We start from the raw sequence: 22,941 nt of genomic DNA, 5'->3' as shown, positions 1-22,941 counted from the left end.
CGATGACCGAGTGGGGAGACGGCACCCGCTGCGTACGCGCCGGCCTGCCCGAACCGGCACCGGGGGACCCGTTCCTACCCGGGCCGGTCTTCGCCGCGCCGTACCACCTCGACCCGTTCCAGGGTCAGGGCGCGTCGCCGAACGGCTACGGTCGCCCCGACAACCCGACCCGGCGGCTGCTGGAGGCGGCGGTCGGCGAGTTGGAGGGCGGTGACTGCCGGGTCTTCGCGACCGGTCAGGCGGCCATCACCGGCCTGCTGCTCAGCCTGCTGCGTCCGGGGGACACAGTGGTGCTCCCCACCGACGGATACTTCCCGGTCCGGGCGTTCGCCACCGGAGTGCTGGAGGCCATCGGCGTCCGGGTGCTCTTCGTGCCGACCGTCGGGCCGTACCCGTCGTTCGAGGGCGTCCGGCTGGTGCTGGTGGAGACTCCCGCCAACCCGGGCCTGGACGTGGTCGACGTGGCGGCCCTGGCCGAGCGGGCGCACGCCGCCGGCGCGCTGCTCGCTGTGGACAACACCACTGCCACCCCGCTCGGTCAGCGCCCGCTGGATCTCGGTGCCGACCTGGTGGTCGCCTCCGGCACGAAGGCGCTCACCGGCCACTCCGACCTGCTGCTGGGCTACCTGGCCAGCCGGTCCACCGAGCTGATCGACGCGGTGACGACCTGGCGTACCACCACCGGGGCGGTGCCGGGCGCGTTCGACGCCTGGCTGGCCCACCGGTCGCTGGCCACTCTCGACCTGCGGCTGGCCCGGCAGAGCGCGAACGCCGCCGCGATCGTCGACCTGCTCGCCGGCCGGTCGGACGTGACCGGCCTGCGGTGGCCGGGGCGGCCGGACGACCCCGCGTACGCGGTGGCCTCGGCGCAGATGCGCCGGATACCGGGGGTGCTCTCGTTCGACCTGGGCGACGCCGACCGGGTGGGCCGATTCGTCGAGGCCGCCCGGCTGGTGGCGGCGGCGACCTCCTTCGGCGGCCTGCACACCACTGCGGACCGGCGGGCGCAGTGGGGCGACGACACCGCTCCCGGCTTCGTCCGACTCTCCTGCGGCGTGGAGGACACCGCGGACCTGGTGGCCGACATCGCCGCCGCGTTGGATGTGGCCGGGGCGGTCTGACGTCTCCGATGGCGCCTTCTTCCCACTCCGACCGGGCCGCTCTGGTGGGCCGGTTGCGGGCCGCCGGTTGCGTCTACGCCGAGGACGAGGCCGAGCTGCTGCTGGCCGCCGCGCACAGCCCGGCGGCGTTGGCCGACCTGACCGACCGCCGGGTGGCCGGTGAACCGTTGGAGTATCTGCTCGGTTGGGCGGAGTTCTGCGGCCTGCGGATCGCCGTCGACGGGGGCGTCTTCGTGCCCCGTGCCCGGACCGCCCTGCTGGTGGAGCTGGCGGCCGAACTGACCGGCGCGGCGCCGGCCGTGGTCGACCTCTGCTGCGGTTCAGGGGCCACCACCGTCGCGCTGGCGCATCGGCTCACGCCGCGCTGGCTGGCCGCCGCCGACATCGACCCGGCGGCCGTGGCATGCGCGCGCCGCAACGTCGTCGGGCTGAACGTCGAGGTGTACGAGGGTGACCTCTTCGCCCCGCTGCCCCCGCGGTGGAGGGGTCGGCTGGACCTGGTGGTCGCCAACGCCCCGTACGTGCCGACCGACGCGGTCGCGCTCATGCCGCCGGAGGCGCGACTGCACGAGGCCCCGGTGGCGCTCGACGGCGGCCCGGACGGGCTCTCCGTGCTGCGCCGGGTGGGTGCCGACGCGGCCGACTGGCTGGCCCCCGGTGGCCACCTGGTGGTGGAGGCCGGCACCACCCAGGTGGACACGCTCTGCGACGCGTTCCGCGCGGCCGGACTGCTGCCGACCGTCCGCCACGACGACGACCTGGACGCCACAGCGGTAACCGCCCGCCGTCCCGGCTGAGCCGGCACGCTGACCTTCGGCCCCGCCCAGTGGCAGGGTTTCGTCGACCTCGCGAAGGCCCTCGGCTGACCAACTCGACACCGAAGTCCCCGGCAGGCGTCGGGGGCTTCCGTGCGTCCGGGGGCCTCGACGGCTGTCGGCGCTGACCGTCGGCGCGGGCTTTTGGCGCGGGCTTTTGGCGCGGGCTCATGGCGCGGGCTCATGGCGCGGGCTCATGGCGCGGGCTTTTGGCCGGGAAACCGGCTGAGCGTCCGGTTCAGGTCACGGAGCAGATTCGGTTGGGTGGCCGGGCGTGGCGGGGGAGAGGGCTTGGCACTAGCCTCGGCTCACACTCATCACGGCGGGAGGCGGTTTCGGTGGGCAGCGCAGGGGTGCCGGTGGTCGTCGGCTTGGACAACGGCGGCACCAGCAACAACGCCACCGTGCTGACGGTGGACGGCCACTTCCTGGTGGACGGCCTGTTGGAGATCCCCAGCGAGGTGCAGGCCGGGCCGGAGGCAGCCATCGAGGCACTGGCCCGGGCACTGGACGGCGCCCTGGCACAGACCGGCGTACCACGTGACCTGGTTCAGGCGGTGGGGCTGGACACTCCCGGCCCGGCCAGCGCCGACGGCGTCATCTCGTCGCGGGGGTCCACCAACTTCTCCCAGCCGGCCTGGCGGGGCTTCGACGTGCGAGGAGCGCTGGAGCGACGCCTCGGTCTGCCGGTGATCTATCACAACGACGGCAACGCCGCCGCGCTCTACGCCCACCACGTCTACTTCGGCGTCGACGCGATGAACCGCTCGTCGGTGTCCGCCATCGTCGGCACCGGCCTCGGCGGCGGTGTGGTCGAGAGCGGCCGGGTGATCGCCGGTGCGGCCGGGATGGCCGGCGAGCTCGGCCACGTGCACATCCCGCTGAACGGGCTGCTCGGCCCCGACCAGCCGGAGCCCAGATGTGCCTGCGGCTTCACCGGAGACGTGGAGAGCGTCGCCTCGCTGACCGGCATCGAGCGCAACCTGCTGCCGTACTGGCTGACCCGGTACCCCGACCACCCGCTCGCCGCCGAACCGGTGGCCCGGGCGGCCAAGCTGGTCCGCGGGTACGGCGAGCGGGGTGACGCCCTCGCCCGGGACCTCTTCGCCCAACAGGCGATGGCGCTGGGGCGGCTGTTCACCGTTGCCGCGAACTTCACCGACCCGCACGCGTACTTCGTCGGCGGTGGCGTGGTGGAGGCGGCACCGGAGTTCCGCGACTGGTTCCTGGCGACGGTCCGCGAGCACACAGTGCTCCGTGAGGAGCAGGCGGCGGTGGCCACCTTCGCGCTGGTGCCGGACCGGGACATGGCCGGCGCCCGGGGAGTCGCGATCGCCGCACTGGAGACGCTCCGCACCGTCCCGCAGTCCCGCCCCCTGGTCGCCTGAGCGTCCCGCCCCGCGCCGGTCCCGTCCCGCCCGCCCTCGCCCTCCCCCTCGCCCTGCCCCCGCCCTCGCCCCGTCGATCATGGACTTGTGGTGGGGAACAAACTAGCCGTTACGTTCCTAAGCCAGGCACCACAACTCCATGATCGACCAGCTCCACCGCGATCTTGCGCTTTGTGCGGCGGCATAACGGGTCATTCCGCAGATTTCGGCAACAGAAAGTGCAAGATCGGCGCGGGCGAGCGGCCTGCGGCGCGGCCGAGGGGTCCGTACCTCGGCCAGGCGCACTCCGGCCCGCCGCGAGCCGTGGTCAGCGGCGCGGGGCGGGCCGGGTCAGTGGTTGGTGCGTTGCGGGTGTGCGACGGTTCTGGTCAGGGGCGGGGCGGCGCCTGGGCGAAGGCGGCCCAGGCCGCCGTGGGGAACAGCAGGGCCGGGCCGGCCGGGTCCTTGGAGTCGCGGACGGCCACGAGTCGCGGAATCGCGGCCACCTCCACGCAGGCGCCTTCGTCGCCGCTGCGGCTGCTCTTGCGCCACGGCGCCGCGGCCAAGGCTGCTGTGATCATCGGGGTCATCGGTCCTACCGTCCCTTCAGGACTGACAGGAGCATCTCGCGGCTGTCCGCCGGGCTGAGCGCCACGCTTCGGAGATGCTCCATGATCTTGGTGCAGGTACGCGTCTCGCCGGCGCGGTCGAGGATCATCTGGCCCGCGACGGTCTCCACCGACGCGATGATCGGGTCCTCCGGGTCGGCGAACTCGAGGATGTGCAGAGAACCCCGGGTGCCCCGGTGGTAGCCGGCGGAGAGCGGGATCACCTGAACGCTGATGTTCGGCAGCTCGGCCATCTTGACCAGGTGCCGCAGTTGCCCGTTCATCACCGACTGCTCACCGACCGGGCGTAGCAGCGCGCCCTCGTCGATGATCGCGTCGAAGATGGCTGGGTTCTCGCCGGTGAGCCGTTGTTGACGGTCCAGCCGGATCTTGACCCGCTGCTCCACCAGGTCGTCGCCGAGGGTGTGCGGCCCGCCGCGCATCACGCCACGGACGTAGTCCGCGGTCTGCAACAGACCGGGCACCACCGAGGGCTCGAAGTTGGCGATTGCGGTCGCCTCGGCCTCCAGTGCGATGAAGTCGATGGTGCGGGGATCCAGCAGGTACGAGTACGACACCCACCAGCCCGGCTTGCGGGCGTCCTTGGCCAGTTGCACCGCCGCGGCCACCTCCTCGGCACTCACCCCGTACGACGTGAGCAGGGCGCGCACCGTGGCGGGGCTGATCAGGGTCTGGGCGTTCTCGTACCGGGAGAGGGTGCTGCGGGTGCTGTTGATCTCATCCGCCGCGGTCTCCAGCGTCAGCCCGGCGGCTTCCCGGTGGTGGCGTAGGGCGATGCCGAGCCGGCGGGCACGGGCGGTCTTCGGGGCCATGCATCGATGGTCGCACACATTTGCGGGAACGTCTGCATGAGAGAACGTCGATGAGAGTTGCATTCATGGCTGTACACGTGTCAATCTGTTATCGCGTCCTCACCGCCGGTTGTCGTGGCGACGGTGGTGGTGAGCGACCGGAGGGGATGGGGCGCGCGGCGATCGGGTTTCTCCCCCGTTCCCGATCGTCGCGTGCCGCCCCTCCACCCCGGCCTGCCGGAAGGAGACGACGTGCGAACCCGTCCGGAGCCCCCCGCCATACCCTCGGGCGGCGTGCGATGACCCGCTTCCTCGTGGTGCTCACCGACGTGCGCACCGCCGAGGGCGTCAACCGCAACGAGCGGGTCGCGCCGGAGCGGCGCCGGCAGGTGGTCGGTGCCAGCAGCCGGGAGGCCGCCGATCGCATCGCCGGAGCGTTCATGGCGCTGGGCATGGTGCGGGCCGGCCGGCAGCGGGTGAAGGTGATCGCGGTCGGCCGCCGGCACTCCCGGGACTGAGCGTGGGCCCAGGTCAGCGGTCCGCGACACCGCTACCGACCGATTACGCACCGTACATCCTCTGGTGACCGAATGCCGTGTCGCGCCGTGGCTCGCCGGGTATCGCCTCGCCCTGTGGCCACGCACAGTAAGGTCAACCGGGTGAGCGCCACCGGCGAGCACGACCAGCCGCAGTCGCGTACGAAGAGGTGACCGGAGTGACCACCCCAGGCAAGACCCGCGTGGCGATCGTCTTCGGCGGCCGCAGCCCGGAGCACGGCATCTCCTGCGTCAGCGCCGGCAGCGTGTTCGGCGCACTCGACCCGGACGAGTTCGAGGTGGTGCCGGTGGGCATCACCCGGGCCGGCCAGTGGGTGCTGACCAACGGGGATCCCGCCCAGCTCGCGATCAACGCCCGTCAGCTGCCGGAGATCACCGCCGACTCCGGCGACGACATCGTGCTGCGCGCCGACCCCACCGGCAACGGACTGATGGTGCTCGACCCGACCGAGGGCCCCCGGGCGCTCGCCGACGTGGACGTGGTCTTCCCGGTGCTGCACGGCACCTACGGCGAGGACGGCACCATCCAGGGAATGCTGGAGATGGCCGGCATCCCCTACGTCGGGGCGAACGTGTTCGCCTCCGCGGCGGCCATGGACAAGGAGTTCACCAAGAAGCTCTGTGCCGTCGAGGGCATCCCGGTCGGCACGTACGCAGTGCTGCGCAACGGCATGACGCTCAGCGAGCAGGACAAGGATCGGCTCGGCCTGCCGGTCTTCGTCAAGCCGTCCCGGGCCGGGTCGTCGTTCGGCGTCAGCAAGGTCACCGACTGGGCCGAGCTGGACGCGGCCGTCGCCGCCGCCCGGCAGTTCGACCCGAAGGTCATCATCGAGGCCGCGATCGTCGGCCGCGAGATCGAGTGCGGTGTGCTGGAGGGCGAGGCCGGTGGCGCGCCCGAGGCGTCCGTGCTGGCCGAGGTGCGGGTCGTCGCCGACCACGACTTCTACGACTTCGAGGCCAAGTACCTCGACGACTCCTGCGAGTACGACATTCCGGCCAACCTGCCGGAGAAGGTGACCCGCCAGGTGCAGGAGTACGCGGTCCGCGCGTTCACCGCACTGGACTGCGCCGGCCTGGCCCGGGCCGACTTCTTCGTCACCCCCGAGCTGGACGTCTACCTCAACGAGATCAACACGATGCCGGGCTTCACCCCGACGTCGATGTTCCCGCGGATGTGGGCGGCCTCCGGCCTGGAGTACCCGAAGCTGGTCAACCGGCTGATCCGTACCGCCCAGCGGCGCGGCGTCGGCCTGCACTGAGCCGTCCGACCCCGCCCGCGCAGGTCAGCCGGCGCGGGCGGAGTCGGGCCGAGCTCAGCGCTGGCAGCCGGACGGGATGGCGCCGCCGGAGGGCACGCTCGCCACGATCGTGCTGGAGATCGTCGGCAACCACTGCAACGGCTGCTCGTACGAGCGCGGGACGCGCACGGTGATCAGCGTCTCCCGGTCGACCGTGGAGAGGACCGCCGTGTCGGCCTGCTCGGCCAGGTGCCAGCAGACCTGGTTGACCGTCCAGACCTCGTCCGTGCTGGGGAATGTCGGCTCGGTGCCGCCGCAGGCCACTGTGAGCGCGGGGTCGCCGTACGCGGCGTTCTGCTCCGGACCGGCGGTGACCGGCCGCTGGGCCAGGTCGCGGATGCTCGCCGGGAGCTGGGAGAGCAGGGCCCGGCAGACCGTGGCCGGGCGGGCGGCCAGCGCCGGGGCGGCCATCTCCACCGGGGCGGTGGACTGCACCCGGGCGCTGGTCGCGGAGGGTGTCGGCGCGGCGGCCGGCGCGTCCGGGCTGAGCTTGCTGAAGGCCAGCACGGCCACCAGCAGCGTGATCGGCAGCGCGATCAGCGTGGCCAGTAGGGCCGCGCCGCGCATGGTCCGATCGCGACCGGCCGGCGCGGCAGCGGCGTGATCGGTCGACTCGCGGATACCGTCAGCCGGCTCGGCCGTGCCATCGGCCGCGTCGCGCGCCGCGTCGTCGTCCAGGGCGGAGGAAGAGGAGGTCGTCATCTCGTCCACTTACAGCCGCACCACCGAACACGTGAGGGTGCGGGTGATGCCGGGCACCATCTGCACCTTGCTGACGATGAGCTTGCCGAGTTCGTCGACGGTGTTCGCCTCGGTGAGGACGACCACGTCGTACGGCCCGGTGACGGCGTCGACGCGTACCACGCCGGGGATGTCCGCGATGAGCCCCGCCACGTCACGTGCGCGGCCGACCTCGGTCTGGATGAGGATGTACGCCTGTACCACGACTCGACCTCCGTCCGTCGCCGCCCGGGAGCGGCCCGAAGGGTGAAACTACCCTACGGACCAGGTCTGATCCCTATCGGTCGTCAAGGAGCAGCGGTGAGCGAGCACGGCGGAGCCGGGCAGCACGGGCGGAACGCCCGCAGCGGCGTCGGTGTGTCCGGGATCGGGGAGTTCGGGCTGATCGGGAAGATCACCGCCCGGCTGTCGTACGGGCCGACGACCCTGCTCGGCCCGGGCGACGACGCGGCGGTGGTGGCCGCGCCGGACGGCCGGGTGGCAGCCTCCACCGACGTGCTTGTCGACGGGCGACACTTCCGGCGGGACTGGTCCTCGGCCCGCGACGTCGGCCACCGCGCGGCAGCGGCCAACCTGGCGGACATCGCGGCGATGGGTGCCACGCCGACAGCCCTGCTTGTCGCTCTCTGCATGCCGGCGGACCTGGACACCGGCTGGGCGGAGGAGTTGGCCGACGGGCTCTCCGCGGAGGCGGCGACGGTCGGCGCGAGTGTCGTCGGCGGGGACATGTCGGCCAGCCCCACCCTGACCGTCGCGGTCACCGCGCTGGGTGACCTGGCGGGACGTCCGCCCGTGCTGCGCTCGGGGGCCCGACCCGGGGACGTGCTCGCCCTGGCCGGGCGCACCGGGTACGCGGCAGCCGGTTTGACAGTGCTGACCCGGGGCTTCCGTACGCCCCGGCTGTTGGTCGAGGCGTACCGGCGTCCGGAGGTGCCCTACCGGGCTGGCCCGCAGGCCGCCGAACTCGGTGCCACCTCCATGATCGACGTGTCGGACGGGCTCCTCGCCGACCTCGGGCACGTCTCGGCGGCCAGCGGGGTGGCGATCGACGTACGCCGCGAGGGGTTCGAGGTGCCCCGGCAGATGGCCGACGCGGCGCAGGCGCTCGGCGTCGACCCGTACACCTGGATCCTCGCCGGTGGCGACGACCACGCGCTGGCCGCGACCTTCCCCCCTGCGGTGGTGCTGCCGCCGGGCTGGCGGCCGATCGGCCTGGTTACCGACGGTGCCGGCGTGACTGTCGACGGCGGCGCCTACGACGGCCCGACCGGCTGGGACCACTTCCGCTGAGGTCCGAGCGCGGCCGTACCCTGGATACCGTGAGTGAGATCGAGATCCGGGTGGTGCGGTTCGACGCACCTGTGGCACAGCACCTGATCCACGCCGCACTGGCCGACCTCGGCGCCCGCTACGGCGGCACCGGCGACGACACCCCGGTGGACGCGGCCGAGTTCGAGCCGCCCGATGGCGCGTTCCTCGTCGCCTACCTGGCCGGCGAGCCGGTCGGCTGCGGTGGCTGGCGCAGCCACGGCGCGGACACCGCGGAGCTGAAGCGGATGTACACCGCACCTGCGGCGCGGGGGCGGGGGGTGGCCCGCGCGGTGCTGGTGGCCGTGGAGCGCTCAGCCCGCGAGCACTGCCGCAAGCGGGTGGTGCTGGAGTGCGGCGACAAGCAGCCCGAGGCGATCGCCATGTACGGCTCCGCCGGGTACGAGCGGATCCCGAACTTCGGCTTCTACAAGGACGCGGAGGGTTGCATCTCCTTCGGCCGTACCCTCTGACCTGCGCGCCGAGCCCCGGCGGACCCGGCGCGGCAGGTGTGCGGTGTCTGCCCCGGTGACACGACAGAGCCGGCGGACCCTCGAGGTCCGCCGGCTGAGCCGTACGAGAAAGGTGGGTGCTACCGCGTCAGGCGCGGGTGACCTTGCCGGCCTTGATGCACGAGGTGCAGACCTGCAACTTCTTGGTGTTGCCGCCACCGGCCGGGGTACGCACCGACTGGATGTTCGGGTTCCAGCGGCGGTTGGTCCGCCGGTGCGAGTGGGACACGTTGTGGCCGAAGCCCGGTCCCTTGCCACAGACGTCGCACACGCTAGCCACGGGATACTCCTGGGATTGATACGTTCATGAGGTCGCCGGCAGGTGCTGCCCGGGCAACCTGGTCAGGTTACCCGATGACTCGCCGACTCGGCCAACCGGCCCGGTCCGGCGCTCGCCCGTGCTCCGGCTCACGCCTGGTCGTGGGCCCGTCCGCACATCGGCTGGCCGGCCCGGCGGCAAGGGTACCGGAGACGTTGATCCCCGCCGCGGCCAGCGCCGGCCCGGGGCGCGGGGGACACGCCGGACGAGTCCGACGGGTGTCGGTGCGCGCCAGTAGGCTTCTGCCCGTGCTGGACACCCTCGACGCCGCCGCGGTCCGCCGCTGGTGCGCGAGCGGGTTGGCCGCACTGAAGCGCCACCAGGGCGAGATCGACCAGCTCAACGTCTATCCGGTGCCCGACGGCGACACCGGCACCAACCTGGTGCTCACCCTCACCTCGGCCCAGCAGGCCCTCGCCATGGATCTGGACACTCTCCCCGACAGCGGGCCGACCGCGCACGGGCACGCGCTGCGGCTGATGGCCCAGGGCGCGCTCCTCGGCGCGCGGGGCAACTCCGGGGTGATCCTCTCGCAGATCCTGCGCGGTTTCGCCGACCAGGTCGCCGGGGCGCCGGCGGTCCGTGGCCGCGAGCTGGCCGCCGCGCTGCGGTCCGGCACCGCCGCCGCGTACGCCGCGGTCTCCCGGCCGGTCGAGGGCACAGTGCTCACAGTGGTCGCGGCGGCCGCCGCCGCGGCCGAGGGCGCGGACAGCGACGACCTGCCGACGGTGGCCGGCGTCGCGGCCCGGGCGGCGGCCGAGGCGCTCGCCCGGACCCCGGAGCAACTGCCCGCGCTGGCCCGCGCCGGCGTGGTCGACGCCGGTGGCCGAGGACTCTGCGTGCTGCTCGATGCCCTGGTCGAGGTGCTGACCGGGGAGCGCACGGCCCGGCCCGCGCCGACGCCGCGCTCCGCCCGCCCGGCGGCCACCGTCGCCCGCGAGACCGGTTCGGACGAATACGCGTACGAGGTGCAGTTCCTGCTCGATGCCCGAGGCGAGGCGGTCGCCGGTCTGCGGCGGGCACTGGACGCGTTGGGAGATTCGCTCGTCGTCGTCGGCGACGGGCGTGAGCCGGAAGGCACCTGGAACGTGCACGTGCACGTCAACGACGTGGGCGCGGCGGTCGAGGCCGGTGTCGCCGCCGGCCGCCCGTACCGGATCTCGGTGACCCGTTTCGCCGACCAGCCGCAGTCGCCCTCCGGCCCGGCGGTGGCCGGCCGGGCCGCTGTGGTGGTGGCCACCGGCGGCGGCATCGCCGACCTGTTCGCGGCGGAGGGCGCCACAGTGGTACCGGGCAACCCGTCCACCGGCGAGTTGCTCGACGCCGTCCGCAGCACCGGCGCGGCCCGGGTCGTGGTGCTGCCCAACGACCCCAACACCGAGGCCGTGGCGAGCGCGGCAGCCCGCGAGGCCCATCGGCACGGCATCAAGGTGAGCGTGGTGCCGACCCGCTCGCCCGTGCAGGCGTTGGCCGCCCTCGCGGTCCGCGACGCTGACCGCCGTTTCGAGGACGACGTCATCGCGATGGCCGAGGCGGCCGGCGCCTGCCGTTACGCCGAGGTCTGCCATGCCAGCCGGGAGGCGCTGACCGTGGCCGGTCCGTGCCGCCCCGGTGACGTGTTGGCGCTGGTGGAGGGTGAGGTGCACCTGATCGGCACCGATCTCACCGACACCTGCGCGGCAGTGGTCGACCGGATGCTCGGTGGTGGCGGCGAGATGGTCACCCTGCTGGCCGGGGTGGACGCTCCGGCCGGGCTCACCGATGCCGTCCGCGCGCACGTCGCGCGACGTTGGCCGTTCGTCGAGGTGCACGCGTACCCGGGCGGCCAGCCGTTTTATCCGCTCCTGGTAGGGATCGAATGAGCGAACCAGCCACGGTGGACACTCCGCTGAAGAAGCTGGTCGGGGACAAGACAGCCAAGGCGCTGGCCTCGCACCTCGACCTGCACACAGCGGGTGACCTGGTCTACCACTTCCCGCGTCGCTACGACGAGCGTGGTGAGCACACCGACATCCGCGCACTGGACGTCGGTGAGCAGGTCACCGTGCTGGCCCAGGTGCAGCGCACCGCGGTGCGCCCGATGCGTCAGCGGCGGGGCAACCTGCTGGAGGTGACCGTCGGCGACGGCTCCGGCGGGGTGCTGACGTTGACCTTCTTCGGCAACCAGGCGTGGCGCGAGCGGGAGCTGCGCCCCGGCCGGTGGGGCCTGTTCGCCGGCAAGGTCACCGAGTTCCGCAGCAAACGGCAGCTCAACGGACCGGAGTACGTCCTGCTCGGTGAGGGTGGCGACGGCGAGGCGGCGGTCAGCGACGACATCGAGGAGTTCGCCGGGGCGCTGATCCCCGTCTACCCGGCCGCCGCGGCCGTGCCGACCTGGGTGATCGCGCGCTGCGTGCGTGTCGTACTGGACACGTTCACCCCGCCGGACGATCCACTGCCGAGCGCCGTGCGGGCCAGCCGCAAGCTGGTCGGGTTGGGTGCCGCGCTGACCGAGATCCACCGGCCGTCCAGCAAGGAGGCGCTGCACCAGGCGCGGCGGCGACTCAAGTGGGACGAGGCCTTCGCCGTCCAGGTGACCCTTGTGCAGCGCAAGCACCGGGCGGCCGACTGGCCGGCCCGGCCCCGCCCGGCGCGCCCGGGCGGGCTGCTGGAAGCCTTCGACGCCCGACTCCCGTACGAGCTGACGGCCGGTCAGCGCGAGGTGGGTGTGGAGATCGCGGCCGATCTGACCACCCCGCACCCCATGCACCGCCTGTTGCAGGGCGAGGTGGGCTCGGGCAAGACGGTGGTGGCGCTGCGGGCGATGCTCCAGGTGGTCGACGCGGGCGGGCAGGCCGCGTTGCTGGCTCCCACCGAGGTGTTGGCCGCCCAGCACCACCGCGGCATGCTCGACCTGCTCGGGCCCCTCGGGCGGGCCGGCGAGCTGGGCTCCGCCGAGCACGCCACCCGCGTCGAGCTGGTCACCGGCTCGCTGGGCGCGGCGGCCCGCCGTCGGGCCCTCGGCGAGGTGGCCAGCGGTGCCGCCGGCATCGTGCTCGGCACCCACGCCCTGCTGTACGAGGGGGTCGACTTCGCCGACCTCGGCCTGGTGGTCGTCGACGAGCAGCACCGCTTCGGCGTCGAGCAGCGCGACGCCCTGCGGGCCAAGGCCGACCAGCCGCCGCACGTGCTGGTGATGACGGCCACACCGATCCCGCGCACGGTGGCGATGACCGTCTACGGCGATCTGGAGGTCTCCACGCTCTCCCAGCTGCCCCGGGGGCGGTCACCGATCGCGTCGCACGTGGTGCCTGCCGCCGAGAAGCCGGCCTACCTGGACCGGGCCTGGCGTCGGCTGCGCGAGGAGGTGACCGCCGGCCACCAGGCGTACGTGGTGTGCCCGCGAATCGGTGACGGGCCGACCAGCGATGAGGAACCGCCGGCCGAGGACGACAACGGTCGGCGGCCGCCGCTGGCGGTGACCGAGGTGGCCCCGCTGCTGGCCGAGGGCCCGCTGCACGGCCTGCGCATCGGGGTGCTGCACGGTCGCCTGCCGGCCGACGAGAAGGACGCGGTGATGCGTTCCTTCGCCGCCGGTGACCTGGACGTGCTGGTGGCGACGACAGTGGTCGAGGTCGGCGTGGACGTGCCGAACGCGACGGTGATGATCGTGCTGGACGCCGACCGGTTCGGTGTCTCCCAGTTGCACCAGCTGCGGGGCCGGGTCGGCCGGGGCGCCGCCGCCGGGCTCTGTCTGCTGGTCAGCGAAGCCGCCGAGGGTTCGTCGGCACGGGAGCGGCTGGACGCGGTGGCGTCCACGAGCGACGGTTTCAAGCTCGCCGAACTCGATCTGGAGCAGCGCCGTGAGGGCGACGTGCTGGGCGCCACCCAGTCCGGGCGCCGCTCGCACCTGCGGTTGCTGTCCCTGCGACGCGACGCCGACCTGATCCGCGACGCCCGCGCCGAGGCGATCACACTGATCGAGGACGACCCGGAGCTGACCCGCAGTCCGGCGCTGGCCGCCTCGGTGGCCGCACTGGTGGACGAGGACCGCGCGGAGTACCTGGAAAAGGGCTGATCACGTCGGTCATCACATGGCTGAGGGCGCGTCGACCGGGTGGTCGACGCGCCCTCAGGTGTCAGAGCGGGTTGTCTCAGACGGTGAAGCGAACCCGACGACGACGGGCCACCATGAACAGCGCCACACCGGCGGCCAGCAGGACTGCGGCGCCGGCGATGATGCCGCCGGTGGCAGCACCGGTCAGCGGCAGAGCCGGCTCGTCCTTACCGCCACCCTGACCCGGGGCGCAGTCGGCCGGCTGCTCCCAGGCGATCGGCGCGGTGTCGTCGAGGCCCTCGGCGGCCGGCGTGACGACGAGACCCTTGGTCGCGTCGAAGGAGACGGAACCGGTCTCGCCCGGCTTCACGACAAGCGTCTTCACCTCGCCCTTGTTCGGGGTCAGGGTGAGCGTGACGGTCTCACCGTCGGCGGGGTTCTCGATCGTGAAGGTGAGCTTGTCGCAGGTCGACTCGACCGAGCCCACCGGCTCCGCCGGAGCCGGGGTGGCAGGCGGGGTCGGGGTCGGGCTCTGGGTCGGAGGCTGGCTCGGCGACGGAGAGGCGGCCGTGGGGGTCGGGCTGGGGGTCGCCGTCGGGGTCGGGCTGCTCGGCGAGGGCGTGGGCTCTGCCGCGCAGGTGCCCACCGGCTTGGCGGCCACGGTCCGCTTCTCGGTCACGACCCGTTCGGGGCGTACCCATCGCGCCTCGACGGTCAGCTCGATCGTCGGCCGCTTCTCGTCGAAGCGGTGGGCCTGGGTGCCGGTGAGGAAACCCTGACCCTTCGCCGGGAGAGTGGCGTCCTTGGCCAGGCCGCCGGTGAAGTCGCCCGGGACGGTCGACTCGAGCGTGGTGATCGTCGCGCCGATGTTCTCGCTGTTGCCGACCGTCCAGGTCACCTTGACCTGGCCGTCGGCGGCCAGGCAGTAGGTGCCGGAGGGCTCGGGGTGGTGGGCGCTCGCGGGGCTCGCGATGGCGCCGACGCCGGCGAGGCCGATCAGCGCGCCCGCGGCGATGGCCGCTACGCGCCGGAACGGAGACTTGGGAGGGTTCACGCCTGCTCCTGGTGAGGGGGGTACGGATCGCGTGGCGGGAGGCCGGGAGACATCGTGACCGGGGAGTCACCTGCTCACCGGGGCGTCGCGCGACGCGGTGGTGTTCCCGCGGCGAAAGCGGGGACAGGGGGAGACTGTACTGATGGGTGGTTAATGAGGGGAGTTCAGATCATTGCCATCCGGCAATGTAGTCGATTCGTGATCTTTGATAAACCGAAGGTGTCGGTCTGGTCACTGGGGGCGGTCCGCCCGTCCGGTCTCCACGATGGATGCCGCACCGTCGGGGCAGCTCAGGTGCTCCGCGTCGTCGCCGGCTGGCCGGCTGCTCGGATCCACGCCGTCCTGACCGGGTGTGCGCCGCATCGCGTAGCGTCGCGGGCATGAGCAGGAGGAAACGGTGACCCGGATCGTGGCCGGGACGCTCGGTGGCCGGCGGATCGCCGCGCCGCCCGGCGCCGGCACCCGACCCACCTCGGACCGGGTCCGGGAGGCGCTCTTCAGCGCCGTCCAGGCCGAGGTCGATCTCGACGGCGCCCGCTTCGCCGACCTGTACGCCGGCTCCGGCGCGGTCGGCCTGGAGGCGCTCTCCAGGGGTGCCCGGCACGTGCTGCTGGTCGAGTCCGACCCGCGGGCGGCCCGGGTGATCCGGGAGAACGTGGCGGCCCTCCGCGCCGGTCCGGCGGCCCGTCTGGTCACCGGCAAGGTGGCGACGGTGCTGGCCGGCGGACCGGACGGCGAGCCGTACGACGTGGTCTTCGCGGACCCGCCGTACGCGGTGCCGGACGAGGAGATCACCGCGCTGTTGGCCGCGCTGGTGGACGGCGAATGGCTGGCGCCCGACGCGTTGGTGGTGGTGGAGCGGTCCCGCCGTACCAGGGAGTTCGACTGGGTGGAGGGGATCACCGCCGAGCGCAGTCGCCGTTACGGCGAGACCACCCTTTGGTACGGTCGCCGATCATGAGACGTGCGGTGTGCCCCGGTTCGTTCGACCCGGTCACCAACGGACACCTCGACATCATTGGGCGGGCCAGTCGGCTCTTCGATGAGGTGATCGTCGGTGTGCTGGTGAATCAGTCGAAGAGTGGCCTGTTCACCGTCGAGGAGCGCATCGAGATGCTCCGCGAGGTGACCTCGTCGTACGGCAACGTGCGGGTCGAGTCGTTCCGAGGGCTGCTGGTGGACTTCTGTCGGGCCCAGCAGGCAAGTGTGCTGATCAAGGGTCTGCGGGCGGTCAGTGACTTCGACTACGAGCTGCAGATGGCCCAGATGAACATCGGTCTGGCCGGTGTCGAGACGCTCTTCATGCCGACGAACCCGCTCTACTCGTTCCTCTCGTCGAGCCTGGTCAAAGACGTGGCCAAGTGGGGCGGCGACATCTCCGCCCACGTCCCCGATCCGGTCCGCGAAGCCCTCCAGGCCCGTCTGGGCCCCCGCCGCTGACCTGCCCCCTCACCCCTTCGCCCGCGATCTTGCACTTATGGTTCCCGGATCGCCCCCCTTCGGGGTGGTTTGGTGCAACCGAAAGTGCAAGATCGGCGCGGAAAGAGGCGCGGGGAGGGGCGCGGGAGCGGGGGGTGACTATGTCGCGACTCGCCGGGTTGGGGTGAGTGGGGCGGCGGTGGGGCGGGCACGACATGATTGGTGGCGCGGGGAACGGCCGTAGCCCGCATCATGGAGGTCGGCCGACGAACGACAGGAGTGAGGTAGCCGGTGGACCCGCTCGATCGCATCGACGAACTGATCGCCATCCTGGAGCAGGCCCGCTCCGTCCCGATGTCGCGCAACAACTGCATGGTCGACCGGGGTGAGATGATCGCTGCCCTCGATGAGATGCGCGCCGATCTTCCCGCCGACCTGCGTCGTGCCGCCGCGCTCCTGGAGGAGCGCGACAAGATCATGGACGCCGGCAAGCGCGAGGCGGACCGGATCATCAGCGAGGGTGAGGCAGAACACGCCCGCCTGGTCTCGGTGAACGAGATCACCGTGTCGGCCGAGCACGAGGGTGCCCGGATCATCGGCGAGGCCCGTGCCGAGGCACAGCGCCTGCGTGAGGAGGTAGACGACTACGTCGACACCGCGCTGGCCAACTTCGAGCAGTTCCTGACCCGGGCGCTGGCCTCGATAGAGCGCGGCCGGGACAAGATGCACGCGCTGCGGGAGATCGGCACCTTCGCTGGGGATGAGCCGGAACGCCCGCTACCCTTCTGAGCGGCACCTCACCAGCCGACTTCTCAGGCGGGCGTCGCCCCCGGTTCGACGGTCCGGCGGTCGTCCAGGTAACCTTTTTTGTCGGCCTCTCACCGGCCGGAGTCTAACTATGCCCAAGCACTCGCCATCGACACTCAACCCCAGGTCGCCGTTGGTCCTCGACACGAGAGACCTGCCGCGTCGCCCTGGCGCGTTGCGTGAGGTCCGGCGGGTCGTGCCGGCACCGGCGGACCTCGGTGTGGAGTTGATCGCTGTGCCGGAGGGCGCGGACCTCGACCTCGATCTGAGGTTGCAGTCGGTGTCCGAGGGCGTGCTCGTCTCCGGGACCATCACCGGTCCTGTCCGGGGCGAGTGCGGCCGTTGCCTGCGCGAGATCAACGACTCGATGGGCGTGACGATCCAGGAGCTGTACGCGTACGAGGACAGCACCACGGACGCCACGACCGACGAGGACGAGGTGGGCCGGATGCAGGGCGATCTGATCGACCTGGAGCCGGCGCTGCGGGACGCGTTGGTGCTCACGCTGCCGACCAACCCGCTCTGCCGGGAGGACTGCCCAGGACTGTGCCCCGAATGCGGGGCGCACTGGGACGATCTGCCGGCCGACCACAGTCACCAGCAGATCGACCCGCGTTGGGCGGGCCTGTCGCAACTGACCGTTACAGAGGAGTAAGAACCGTGGCCGTCCCGAAGCGCAAGATGTCGCGCAGCAACACCCGGTCCCGCCGGGCGAACTGGAAGGCGACAGTGGTCGCGACCGTTGCGTGCCCGCAGTGCAAGTCCCCGAAGCTGCCGCACGCCGCCTGCTCCGTCTGCGGCACCTACAACGGCCGCCAGGTTCTCGAGGTCTGACCTGGACGCCGAGTGACGCCCCCGACCCCAGGTCGGGCGGCGCGCGCATCCTGGCATTCGCCCGGTGCTCCGGCTCCCTCCGACGCCGGCCGGCCTACTCCGGCCGGCGTTCCGGTGGAGCCGGGCGCCGCGCGGATCGCCGTTGACCTCCTCGGCGGGGACGACGCTCCCGCCGTCGTGGTTGACGGCGCTCTGCGGGCCATGCGCGCCGACCCTGACCTGCATCTGCTTCTCGTCGGTCCGACCGAGGTCGCCGACGAGTTGATTGCTGCCCTCGACCCGGGGCAACGCGCCCGGATCACGGTGCGGCCCGTCCGCGACGTCGTCGGCATGGCCGACCATCCCAGCGCCGCCCGCGCCGAGAGCACCGTCCGGGCCGCGGTCACCGCCGTCCGTGACGGGACCGCCGACGCCCTGGTCTCCGCCGGTGCCACAGGTGCCACCGTCACCGCGGCCGTGCTCGGCCTCGGCCGCTCGCCGGAGATCCGCCAACCCGCTCTGGCCGCCACCCTGCCCGCCGTGGCGGGGCCTGTCGTGTTGCTCGACGTCGGCGGCTCCCTGGAACCCCGCCCGGCCACCCTCGCCCGCCACGCCGTGCTCGGCGCCGCGTACGCGGCGGTGGCCCACTCGATCGCCGCGCCACGGGTCGGTTTGCTCTCGGTCGGCACCGAGGCCGGCAAGGGCGACCGTGTCCGCCGCGCCACCGACCCTCTGCTCGCCGTCGAACCGCTGCCCGGTGGGGCGCGCTACGTCGGTCTGGTCGAGGGGTACGACGTGGCCCTCGGCGCGCGCGCCGATGTGGTCGTCACCGACGGGTTCACCGGTAACGTGCTGCTCAAGGCCATCGAGGGCGCGTACGCGATGGCCGGCGGCCCACCTGCCCAGGGCGGTGCGCCCCGCGCGGCTGCCCTGTTGGGCGTCGCGGGGACGGTGGTCGTCTGCCACGGGTCCGCCCGCGCCGACGACGTCGCCTCCGGCATAGCTCTCGCCGCCCACCTGTGGCGGCGGCGCGCCACCGATCTGGTCTCCGCGTTGCTCGACCGCGACGCCGGAACGGATCGCACCGATCGCTCCACCGACACCGAGGTACGCACATGAGCAACGACAAGCGGCGGCGGGCGTCCGTCGGTCACCTGGAAGCCGCCTTCGGAGTGAGCCTGGAACCCGAGCTGCTCCAGCGCGCGTTGACCCACCGGTCGTACGCGTACGAGAACGGCGGACTGCCGACCAACGAGCGGCTGGAGTTCCTCGGCGACTCGGTGCTCGGCGTGGTGATCACCACGGCGCTCTTCCACAACCACCCGGATCTGCCCGAGGGGCAGCTGGCCAAGCTGCGTGCCAGCGTGGTCAACATGCGGGCGCTCGCCGACGTGGCGCGTGGTCTGGGCCCGGACGGGCTCGGCGCGTACCTGCTGCTCGGCAAGGGTGAGGAGACGACCGGTGGTCGGGACAAGGCGAGCATCCTCGCCGACACGCTGGAGGCGCTGCTCGGCGCGATCTACCTCCAGTACGGTCTGGACACCACGGGCATCGTCATCCACCGACTCTTCGACCCGCTGATGGCCGAGTCGGCCGGCCGCGGGGCCGCACTGGACTGGAAGACCAGCCTCCAGGAGCTGACGGCGGCGCTCGGGCTCGGCGTGCCGGAGTACCGGATCGAGGGCACCGGCCCGGATCACCTGAAGACGTTCACCGCCTGGGTGGTGGTGGCCGGCAACCGGTACGGCGGCGCCGAGGGGCGCAGCAAGAAGGAGGCGGAGCAACGGGCCGCCGAGGCCGCCTGGCGGAAGCTCGCCGAGCAGAACGGCCAGAACGGCGACGACGGCCAGGACGGTCGGGCCGGCGACGACCGCCGGGACCAGCCGACCGGCCGGGACGACTCGGGCGACCGGGACGAGCCGTTCGGGCCGCTGGAGCGCGCGGAGCGGGCTGCTCAGGCCGAGCAGGCCGACCACCTGGCGCAGGCGCTGCCGGCAGGGGGCGCCGACGGCCACGAGACGGGCCCGCGACGTGCCTGAGCTGCCCGAGGTGGAGACCGTCCGACAGGGGGTTGCCCAGTGGGTCGTCGGCCGTCGGATCGCCTCGGTCGAGGTTCGTCACCCGCGTGCGGTCCGTCGACATGTTCCGGGCGACGTGCACTTCGCCGACGTGCTCGCCGGCCGGACGGTGCTGGACGCCCGTCGTCGCGGCAAGTACCTGTGGCTGCCACTGGACAGCGGTGACGCGATCGTCGGGCATCTCGGTATGTCGGGTCAGCTGCTGCTCCAGCCACCCGGCACGACGGACGAGACCCATCTGCGGGTTCGGTTCCGGTTCGCCGACGACGGCCCGGAGCTGCGCTTCGTCGACCAGCGCACGTTCGGCGGGCTCTCGGTGAGCGAGGGCGGCGCCGAGTTGCCCGACGAGATCGCGCACATCGCCCGCGACCCGATGGACCCGGAGTTCTCCGACGAGACGTTCGTCGCGGCGCTGCGCCGCCGGCACACCGAGGTGAAGCGGGCCCTGCTCGACCAGACCCTGATCTCCGGGGTGGGCAACATCTACGCCGACGAGGCGCTGTGGCGCGCCCGGCTGCACGGCGGCCGACCCACCGACGCGCTGACCGGCCCGGCCGCGCAGCGGCTGCTCGGCCACGTCCGCGACGTGCTGGCCGAGGCGATCAGCGAGGGCGGCACCAGCTTCGACGCCCTCTACGTGAACGTCAACGGCGAGAGCGGTTACTTCGACCGGGCGCTCAACGCCTACGGGCGCGAGGGCGAGCCGTGCCGCCGGTGCGGCGCACCGATCCGCCGCGAGGCGTTCATGAACCGCTCCTCGTACAGTTGCCCGCACTGTCAGCCACGGCCCCGGGGTTCCCTCCGGGGATGACCCCGAGCCGGCTCGGGGGGATGCCGGCGGGTCGCGGCGGGTCGCTCCGGGCTGGACCCCGGTGTACGTCCGGATCGCGGGCTTACGCCCGATGAACGCACCCCCGCGACCGGGCTGATCGGTCCAGGGTGGACCGGGGTCGATCCCCGATGTGACCGCCTCGTCACGCACCTAACGTCAGCACCGTTGACAGGGGGTTGACGTGACAGGGGGACGCGAGATGGGCAGCAGACCGGTGACGGTGCGGATGGCACGGTGGAGCGCCGAGCATCCATGGCGGGCGATCGCGCTGTGGGTCGTGTTCGTGGCCGTGTGCTTCGTCGGTGGCAGCGCCGCCGGTCTCAACGAGGCCACCAGCGGCGACCAGGCGATCGGCGAGGCGGGGCGGGCCGGCCTGATCGTGGACGCGGGTGAGTTCGACGACCCGGCCGTGGACAACGTCCTCATCACCTCCCGGGGCGGGGCGCTCGACCAGGCCGCGGCGAAGGCGGCGGCCGACGACGCGGCGGCCCGGCTGCGTACGGTCACCGGGGTGGCCGAGGTGGGCCAGCCGATCACCGCCCGCAACGGTTCCGCGCTGCTGCTGCCGATCACCATGTCGGGTGACCCGGAGACCGCCTCGGACCGGGTGCAACCGCTGCGCGACGCCACCGCCACCGTTCAGGCGGCGCATCCGCAGCTGCGCGTCGAGCAGGTCGGCGGGCCGTCGATCGGCCAGGCCCTCGACGACACCCTCGACAAGGACTTCAAGCGTGCCGAGCTGCTCAGCCTGCCGGTCACCCTGGCCATTCTGATCATCGCGTTCGGCGCGCTGATCGCGGCCAGCGTTCCGGTGCTGCTGGCGCTCTCCTCGGTCGCCGCCGCGATGGGTCTGTCCACTCTCGCCTCGCACCTGGTACCGGCCACCGACACCACGGCACCGGTGATCCTGCTGATCGGCATGGCGGTCGGGGTGGACTATTCGCTGTTCTACATCCGCCGGGAGCGGGAGGAACGGGCTAAGGGCAGGTCCGGTCTGGACGCGGTGGAGATCGCTGCGGAGACCTCCGGGCACGCCGTGGTGGTCTCCGGTCTCGCCGTGATCATCGCGATGGCCGGGTTGCTGCTCGCCGGCGACGTGGTCTTCTCGTCCCTGGCGGTCGGCTCGATCCTGGTGGTCGCGGTCGCGGTGACCGGTTCACTGACCGTGCTGCCCGCCCTGCTGGTCAAGCTCGGCCGCTGGGTCGACCGGCCCCGGGTGCCGCTTCTCTGGCGGTTGACCGCGCCGCGCACCGGTCGGCACGGCGAACCGCGCTCGCCCCGGCTCTGGCCCGCGCTGCTCCGGCCGGCGCTGCGCGCACCGGTGGTGACGCTGATCATCTCGGTTGGCCTGCTGCTCGCGCTCGCCGCGCCGGCGCTCGGCATGAAGTTGAAGTTCATCGGCATGGAGGACCTGCCCCGCACCACTCCGGCCATGCAGGCGTACGACCGGCTCACCGCCGCCTTCCCCAGCAACGGCACCAACCACGTGGTGGCCGTCCGGGCGCCCGCCGAGCAGGCCGACCGGGTTCGCGCCGCCCTCACCGAGCTGTCCACCCGGGCCGCAAACGATCCGCTGTTCGCCCCGGTCGAGGCGAACGGCCCGAAGATCCAGGTGTCGGCAGACCGGCGGGTGTCGGTCCTGGACATCGCCACTCCGTACACCAGTCGGGATGACCGGTCGGTGCAGTCGCTGGAGAGGCTGCGCGCGGACCTGGTCCCGGCCGAGCTGCGGGGCGTCCCCGGGATCGAGTACGCGGTCGGCGGCGGCGTGGCCGGCAGCGAGGACTACGCACAGCATGTCCGGGACAAGTTGCCGCTGGTGATGGGTTTCGTGCTGGTGCTCACCTTCCTGGTCATGACGCTCACCTTCCGGTCGGTGGTGGTGGCCGCCAGCTCGATCGCGTTGAACCTGCTCTCCGTCGGGGCCGCGTACGGGCTACTGGTGCTCGTGTTCCAGCGCGAGTGGGCCGAGGGGCTGCTTGGTTTCACCTCGATGGGCGCCATCATGTCCTGGCTGCCGCTGTTCCTCTTCGTGGTGCTGTTCGGCCTCTCGATGGACTACCACGTCTTCGTTGTCAGCCGGATCCGCGAGGGGGTCCGGGCCGGCATGTCCAACCGGGACGCCGTGTCGTACGGGATCACCTCGTCGGCCGGGGTGGTGACCAGCGCGGCCATCGTGATGGTCGGGGTCTTCTCGATCTTCGCCACGCTGAGCACGATCGACATGAAGCAGCTCGGCATCGGCCTGGCGGCGGCGATCCTGCTGGATGCCACGATCATCCGGGGCGTGGTGCTGCCGGCGTTGATGACCATGCTCGGCGACGCCAACTGGTGGGCCCCGCGCTTCCTGCGCCCCCGCCCGGCCCCCGCCCCCGCCGATCCGCCGGCCCCCGCCCCGGAACTGGTGCCGGTCCCCTAACCACCGCACTCCCGCCCCGCCCCGC

Annotated in this window: 24 protein-coding genes; 18 read left to right on the top strand and 6 right to left on the bottom strand. The window is 72.4% G+C overall.

Annotated features, from left to right (window positions below; genetic code table 11):
- The first annotated feature begins 2 nt into the window (after positions 1-2).
- The 3 genes from KBX71_RS08085 to KBX71_RS08075 all read left to right on the top strand — a co-directional run bounded on the left by KBX71_RS08085 (position 3) and on the right by KBX71_RS08075 (position 3,324).
- Entirely contained in the window at positions 3-1,121 is a 1,119-nt protein-coding gene (locus tag KBX71_RS08085; protein ID WP_210817380.1) for a cystathionine gamma-lyase, read from the top strand.
- An 8-nt stretch (positions 1,122-1,129) separates the two neighbouring features.
- Complete coding sequence (locus KBX71_RS08080; protein WP_210817379.1) at positions 1,130-1,918, top strand: putative protein N(5)-glutamine methyltransferase; 789 nt, start codon at positions 1,130-1,132, stop codon at positions 1,916-1,918.
- Positions 1,919-2,274: 356 nt separating this feature from the next.
- Positions 2,275-3,324, top strand: a complete 1,050-nt coding sequence (locus KBX71_RS08075) for an ROK family protein (protein ID WP_210817378.1) — start codon at positions 2,275-2,277, stop codon at positions 3,322-3,324.
- Between the two features lie 368 nt (positions 3,325-3,692).
- On the opposite strand, the gene KBX71_RS08070 is transcribed toward KBX71_RS08075, so the two are convergent.
- Entirely contained in the window at positions 3,693-3,893 is a 201-nt protein-coding gene (locus KBX71_RS08070) for a DUF397 domain-containing protein (protein ID WP_210817377.1), read from the bottom strand.
- 5 nt (positions 3,894-3,898) lie between these two features.
- Positions 3,899-4,744, bottom strand: a complete 846-nt coding sequence (locus KBX71_RS08065; RefSeq protein WP_196928000.1) for a helix-turn-helix transcriptional regulator — start codon at positions 4,742-4,744, stop codon at positions 3,899-3,901.
- A gap of 278 nt (positions 4,745-5,022) precedes the next feature.
- Here KBX71_RS08065 and KBX71_RS08060 point away from each other — a divergent pair, with 278 nt between their 5' ends.
- Together KBX71_RS08060 and KBX71_RS08055 are read left to right on the top strand one after the other, a co-directional pair.
- A complete protein-coding gene (locus KBX71_RS08060; RefSeq protein ID WP_124817270.1) occupies positions 5,023-5,241 on the top strand; it encodes a hypothetical protein in 219 nt (72 codons plus the stop codon).
- 197 nt (positions 5,242-5,438) lie between these two features.
- On the top strand, positions 5,439-6,539 hold the full coding sequence (locus KBX71_RS08055; RefSeq protein WP_124817272.1) for a D-alanine--D-alanine ligase family protein: 1,101 nt from the start codon (positions 5,439-5,441) through the stop codon (positions 6,537-6,539).
- Between the two features lie 54 nt (positions 6,540-6,593).
- Here KBX71_RS08055 and KBX71_RS08050 read toward each other — a convergent pair whose 3' ends face one another.
- On the bottom strand, positions 6,594-7,289 hold the full coding sequence (locus tag KBX71_RS08050) for a DUF3515 family protein (protein WP_307846999.1): 696 nt from the start codon (positions 7,287-7,289) through the stop codon (positions 6,594-6,596).
- On the bottom strand, positions 7,290-7,523 hold the full coding sequence (locus tag KBX71_RS08045; RefSeq protein WP_030487446.1) for an Lrp/AsnC ligand binding domain-containing protein: 234 nt from the start codon (positions 7,521-7,523) through the stop codon (positions 7,290-7,292).
- 96 nt (positions 7,524-7,619) lie between these two features.
- Here KBX71_RS08045 and KBX71_RS08040 point away from each other — a divergent pair, with 96 nt between their 5' ends.
- Positions 7,620-8,609 (top strand): thiamine-phosphate kinase, encoded by a 990-nt coding sequence (locus KBX71_RS08040; RefSeq protein WP_210817375.1) that lies wholly within the window; start codon positions 7,620-7,622, stop codon positions 8,607-8,609.
- Positions 8,610-8,638: 29 nt separating this feature from the next.
- On the top strand, positions 8,639-9,100 hold the full coding sequence (locus KBX71_RS08035; protein WP_210817374.1) for a GNAT family N-acetyltransferase: 462 nt from the start codon (positions 8,639-8,641) through the stop codon (positions 9,098-9,100).
- 127 nt (positions 9,101-9,227) lie between these two features.
- On the opposite strand, the gene rpmB is transcribed toward KBX71_RS08035, so the two are convergent.
- On the bottom strand, positions 9,228-9,419 hold the full coding sequence (gene rpmB / locus KBX71_RS08030; protein WP_007456456.1) for a 50S ribosomal protein L28: 192 nt from the start codon (positions 9,417-9,419) through the stop codon (positions 9,228-9,230).
- A 287-nt stretch (positions 9,420-9,706) separates the two neighbouring features.
- Here rpmB and KBX71_RS08025 point away from each other — a divergent pair, with 287 nt between their 5' ends.
- Both KBX71_RS08025 and recG read left to right on the top strand, forming a co-directional pair.
- A complete protein-coding gene (locus tag KBX71_RS08025; RefSeq protein WP_210817373.1) occupies positions 9,707-11,320 on the top strand; it encodes a DAK2 domain-containing protein in 1,614 nt (537 codons plus the stop codon).
- The gene (gene recG / locus KBX71_RS08020) at positions 11,317-13,515 is read left to right on the top strand and encodes an ATP-dependent DNA helicase RecG (protein ID WP_210817372.1); all 2,199 of its coding nucleotides are present in this window, start codon (positions 11,317-11,319) and stop codon (positions 13,513-13,515) included. Before KBX71_RS08025 ends, recG begins: the two co-directional genes overlap by 4 nt.
- A 76-nt stretch (positions 13,516-13,591) precedes the next feature.
- Here recG and KBX71_RS08015 read toward each other — a convergent pair whose 3' ends face one another.
- Positions 13,592-14,548, bottom strand: coding sequence for an LPXTG cell wall anchor domain-containing protein (locus KBX71_RS08015; protein ID WP_210817371.1), 957 nt, complete (start codon positions 14,546-14,548; stop codon positions 13,592-13,594).
- Between the two features lie 397 nt (positions 14,549-14,945).
- Between KBX71_RS08015 and rsmD the strand changes: the two genes are divergently transcribed.
- The 9 genes from rsmD (at position 14,946) to KBX71_RS07970 (ending at position 22,916) form a co-directional block, all read left to right on the top strand.
- Positions 14,946-15,509 (top strand): 16S rRNA (guanine(966)-N(2))-methyltransferase RsmD, encoded by a 564-nt coding sequence (rsmD, locus tag KBX71_RS08010; RefSeq protein ID WP_124815330.1) that lies wholly within the window; start codon positions 14,946-14,948, stop codon positions 15,507-15,509.
- Complete coding sequence (coaD, locus tag KBX71_RS08005) at positions 15,506-15,988, top strand: pantetheine-phosphate adenylyltransferase (RefSeq protein ID WP_030335289.1); 483 nt, start codon at positions 15,506-15,508, stop codon at positions 15,986-15,988. The genes rsmD and coaD overlap by 4 nt, the downstream gene beginning before the upstream one ends.
- A gap of 270 nt (positions 15,989-16,258) precedes the next feature.
- The gene (locus tag KBX71_RS08000; protein ID WP_124815448.1) at positions 16,259-16,756 is read left to right on the top strand and encodes a hypothetical protein; all 498 of its coding nucleotides are present in this window, start codon (positions 16,259-16,261) and stop codon (positions 16,754-16,756) included.
- A gap of 109 nt (positions 16,757-16,865) precedes the next feature.
- Complete coding sequence (locus KBX71_RS07995) at positions 16,866-17,429, top strand: DUF177 domain-containing protein (protein ID WP_210817370.1); 564 nt, start codon at positions 16,866-16,868, stop codon at positions 17,427-17,429.
- 5 nt (positions 17,430-17,434) lie between these two features.
- Positions 17,435-17,608 (top strand): 50S ribosomal protein L32, encoded by a 174-nt coding sequence (rpmF, locus tag KBX71_RS07990; protein ID WP_030335284.1) that lies wholly within the window; start codon positions 17,435-17,437, stop codon positions 17,606-17,608.
- 114 nt (positions 17,609-17,722) lie between these two features.
- The gene (locus KBX71_RS07985) at positions 17,723-18,706 is read left to right on the top strand and encodes a phosphate acyltransferase (protein ID WP_124815452.1); all 984 of its coding nucleotides are present in this window, start codon (positions 17,723-17,725) and stop codon (positions 18,704-18,706) included.
- Positions 18,703-19,626, top strand: coding sequence for a ribonuclease III (rnc, locus tag KBX71_RS07980; protein ID WP_247683109.1), 924 nt, complete (start codon positions 18,703-18,705; stop codon positions 19,624-19,626). The genes KBX71_RS07985 and rnc overlap by 4 nt, the downstream gene beginning before the upstream one ends.
- Positions 19,619-20,476: a bifunctional DNA-formamidopyrimidine glycosylase/DNA-(apurinic or apyrimidinic site) lyase gene (gene mutM / locus KBX71_RS07975; RefSeq protein ID WP_210817369.1), complete on the top strand. Its 858-nt coding sequence runs from the start codon at positions 19,619-19,621 to the stop codon at positions 20,474-20,476. The genes rnc and mutM overlap by 8 nt, the downstream gene beginning before the upstream one ends.
- Before the next feature lie 220 nt (positions 20,477-20,696).
- A complete protein-coding gene (locus KBX71_RS07970; protein ID WP_210817368.1) occupies positions 20,697-22,916 on the top strand; it encodes an MMPL family transporter in 2,220 nt (739 codons plus the stop codon).
- Positions 22,917-22,941 lie beyond the last annotated feature (25 nt).

This window comes from Micromonospora sp. D93, assembly GCF_018070365.1.
Taxonomy (GTDB): Bacteria; Actinomycetota; Actinomycetes; order Mycobacteriales; family Micromonosporaceae; genus Micromonospora; species Micromonospora ureilytica.
Note: the sequence above shows the minus strand (reverse complement) of the source record. Positions and strands in the feature narration are given on the sequence as shown.

What these genes read in the sequence shown, in the direction of transcription:
- rnc (WP_247683109.1), top strand. Translation starts at nt 18,703, where the DNA reads ATGAGCAACGACAAGCGGCGGCGGGCGTCCGTCGGTCACCTGGAAGCC.
- KBX71_RS08060 (WP_124817270.1), top strand. Translation starts at nt 5,023, where the DNA reads ATGACCCGCTTCCTCGTGGTGCTCACCGACGTGCGCACCGCCGAGGGC.
- KBX71_RS08070 (WP_210817377.1), bottom strand. Translation starts at nt 3,893, where the DNA reads ATGACCCCGATGATCACAGCAGCCTTGGCCGCGGCGCCGTGGCGCAAG.
- KBX71_RS07970 (WP_210817368.1), top strand. Translation starts at nt 20,697, where the DNA reads ATGGGCAGCAGACCGGTGACGGTGCGGATGGCACGGTGGAGCGCCGAG.
- coaD (WP_030335289.1), top strand. Translation starts at nt 15,506, where the DNA reads ATGAGACGTGCGGTGTGCCCCGGTTCGTTCGACCCGGTCACCAACGGA.
- recG (WP_210817372.1), top strand. Translation starts at nt 11,317, where the DNA reads ATGAGCGAACCAGCCACGGTGGACACTCCGCTGAAGAAGCTGGTCGGG.
- KBX71_RS07995 (WP_210817370.1), top strand. Translation starts at nt 16,866, where the DNA reads ATGCCCAAGCACTCGCCATCGACACTCAACCCCAGGTCGCCGTTGGTC.
- KBX71_RS08085 (WP_210817380.1), top strand. Translation starts at nt 3, where the DNA reads ATGACCGAGTGGGGAGACGGCACCCGCTGCGTACGCGCCGGCCTGCCC.
- KBX71_RS08065 (WP_196928000.1), bottom strand. Translation starts at nt 4,744, where the DNA reads ATGGCCCCGAAGACCGCCCGTGCCCGCCGGCTCGGCATCGCCCTACGC.
- KBX71_RS08080 (WP_210817379.1), top strand. Translation starts at nt 1,130, where the DNA reads ATGGCGCCTTCTTCCCACTCCGACCGGGCCGCTCTGGTGGGCCGGTTG.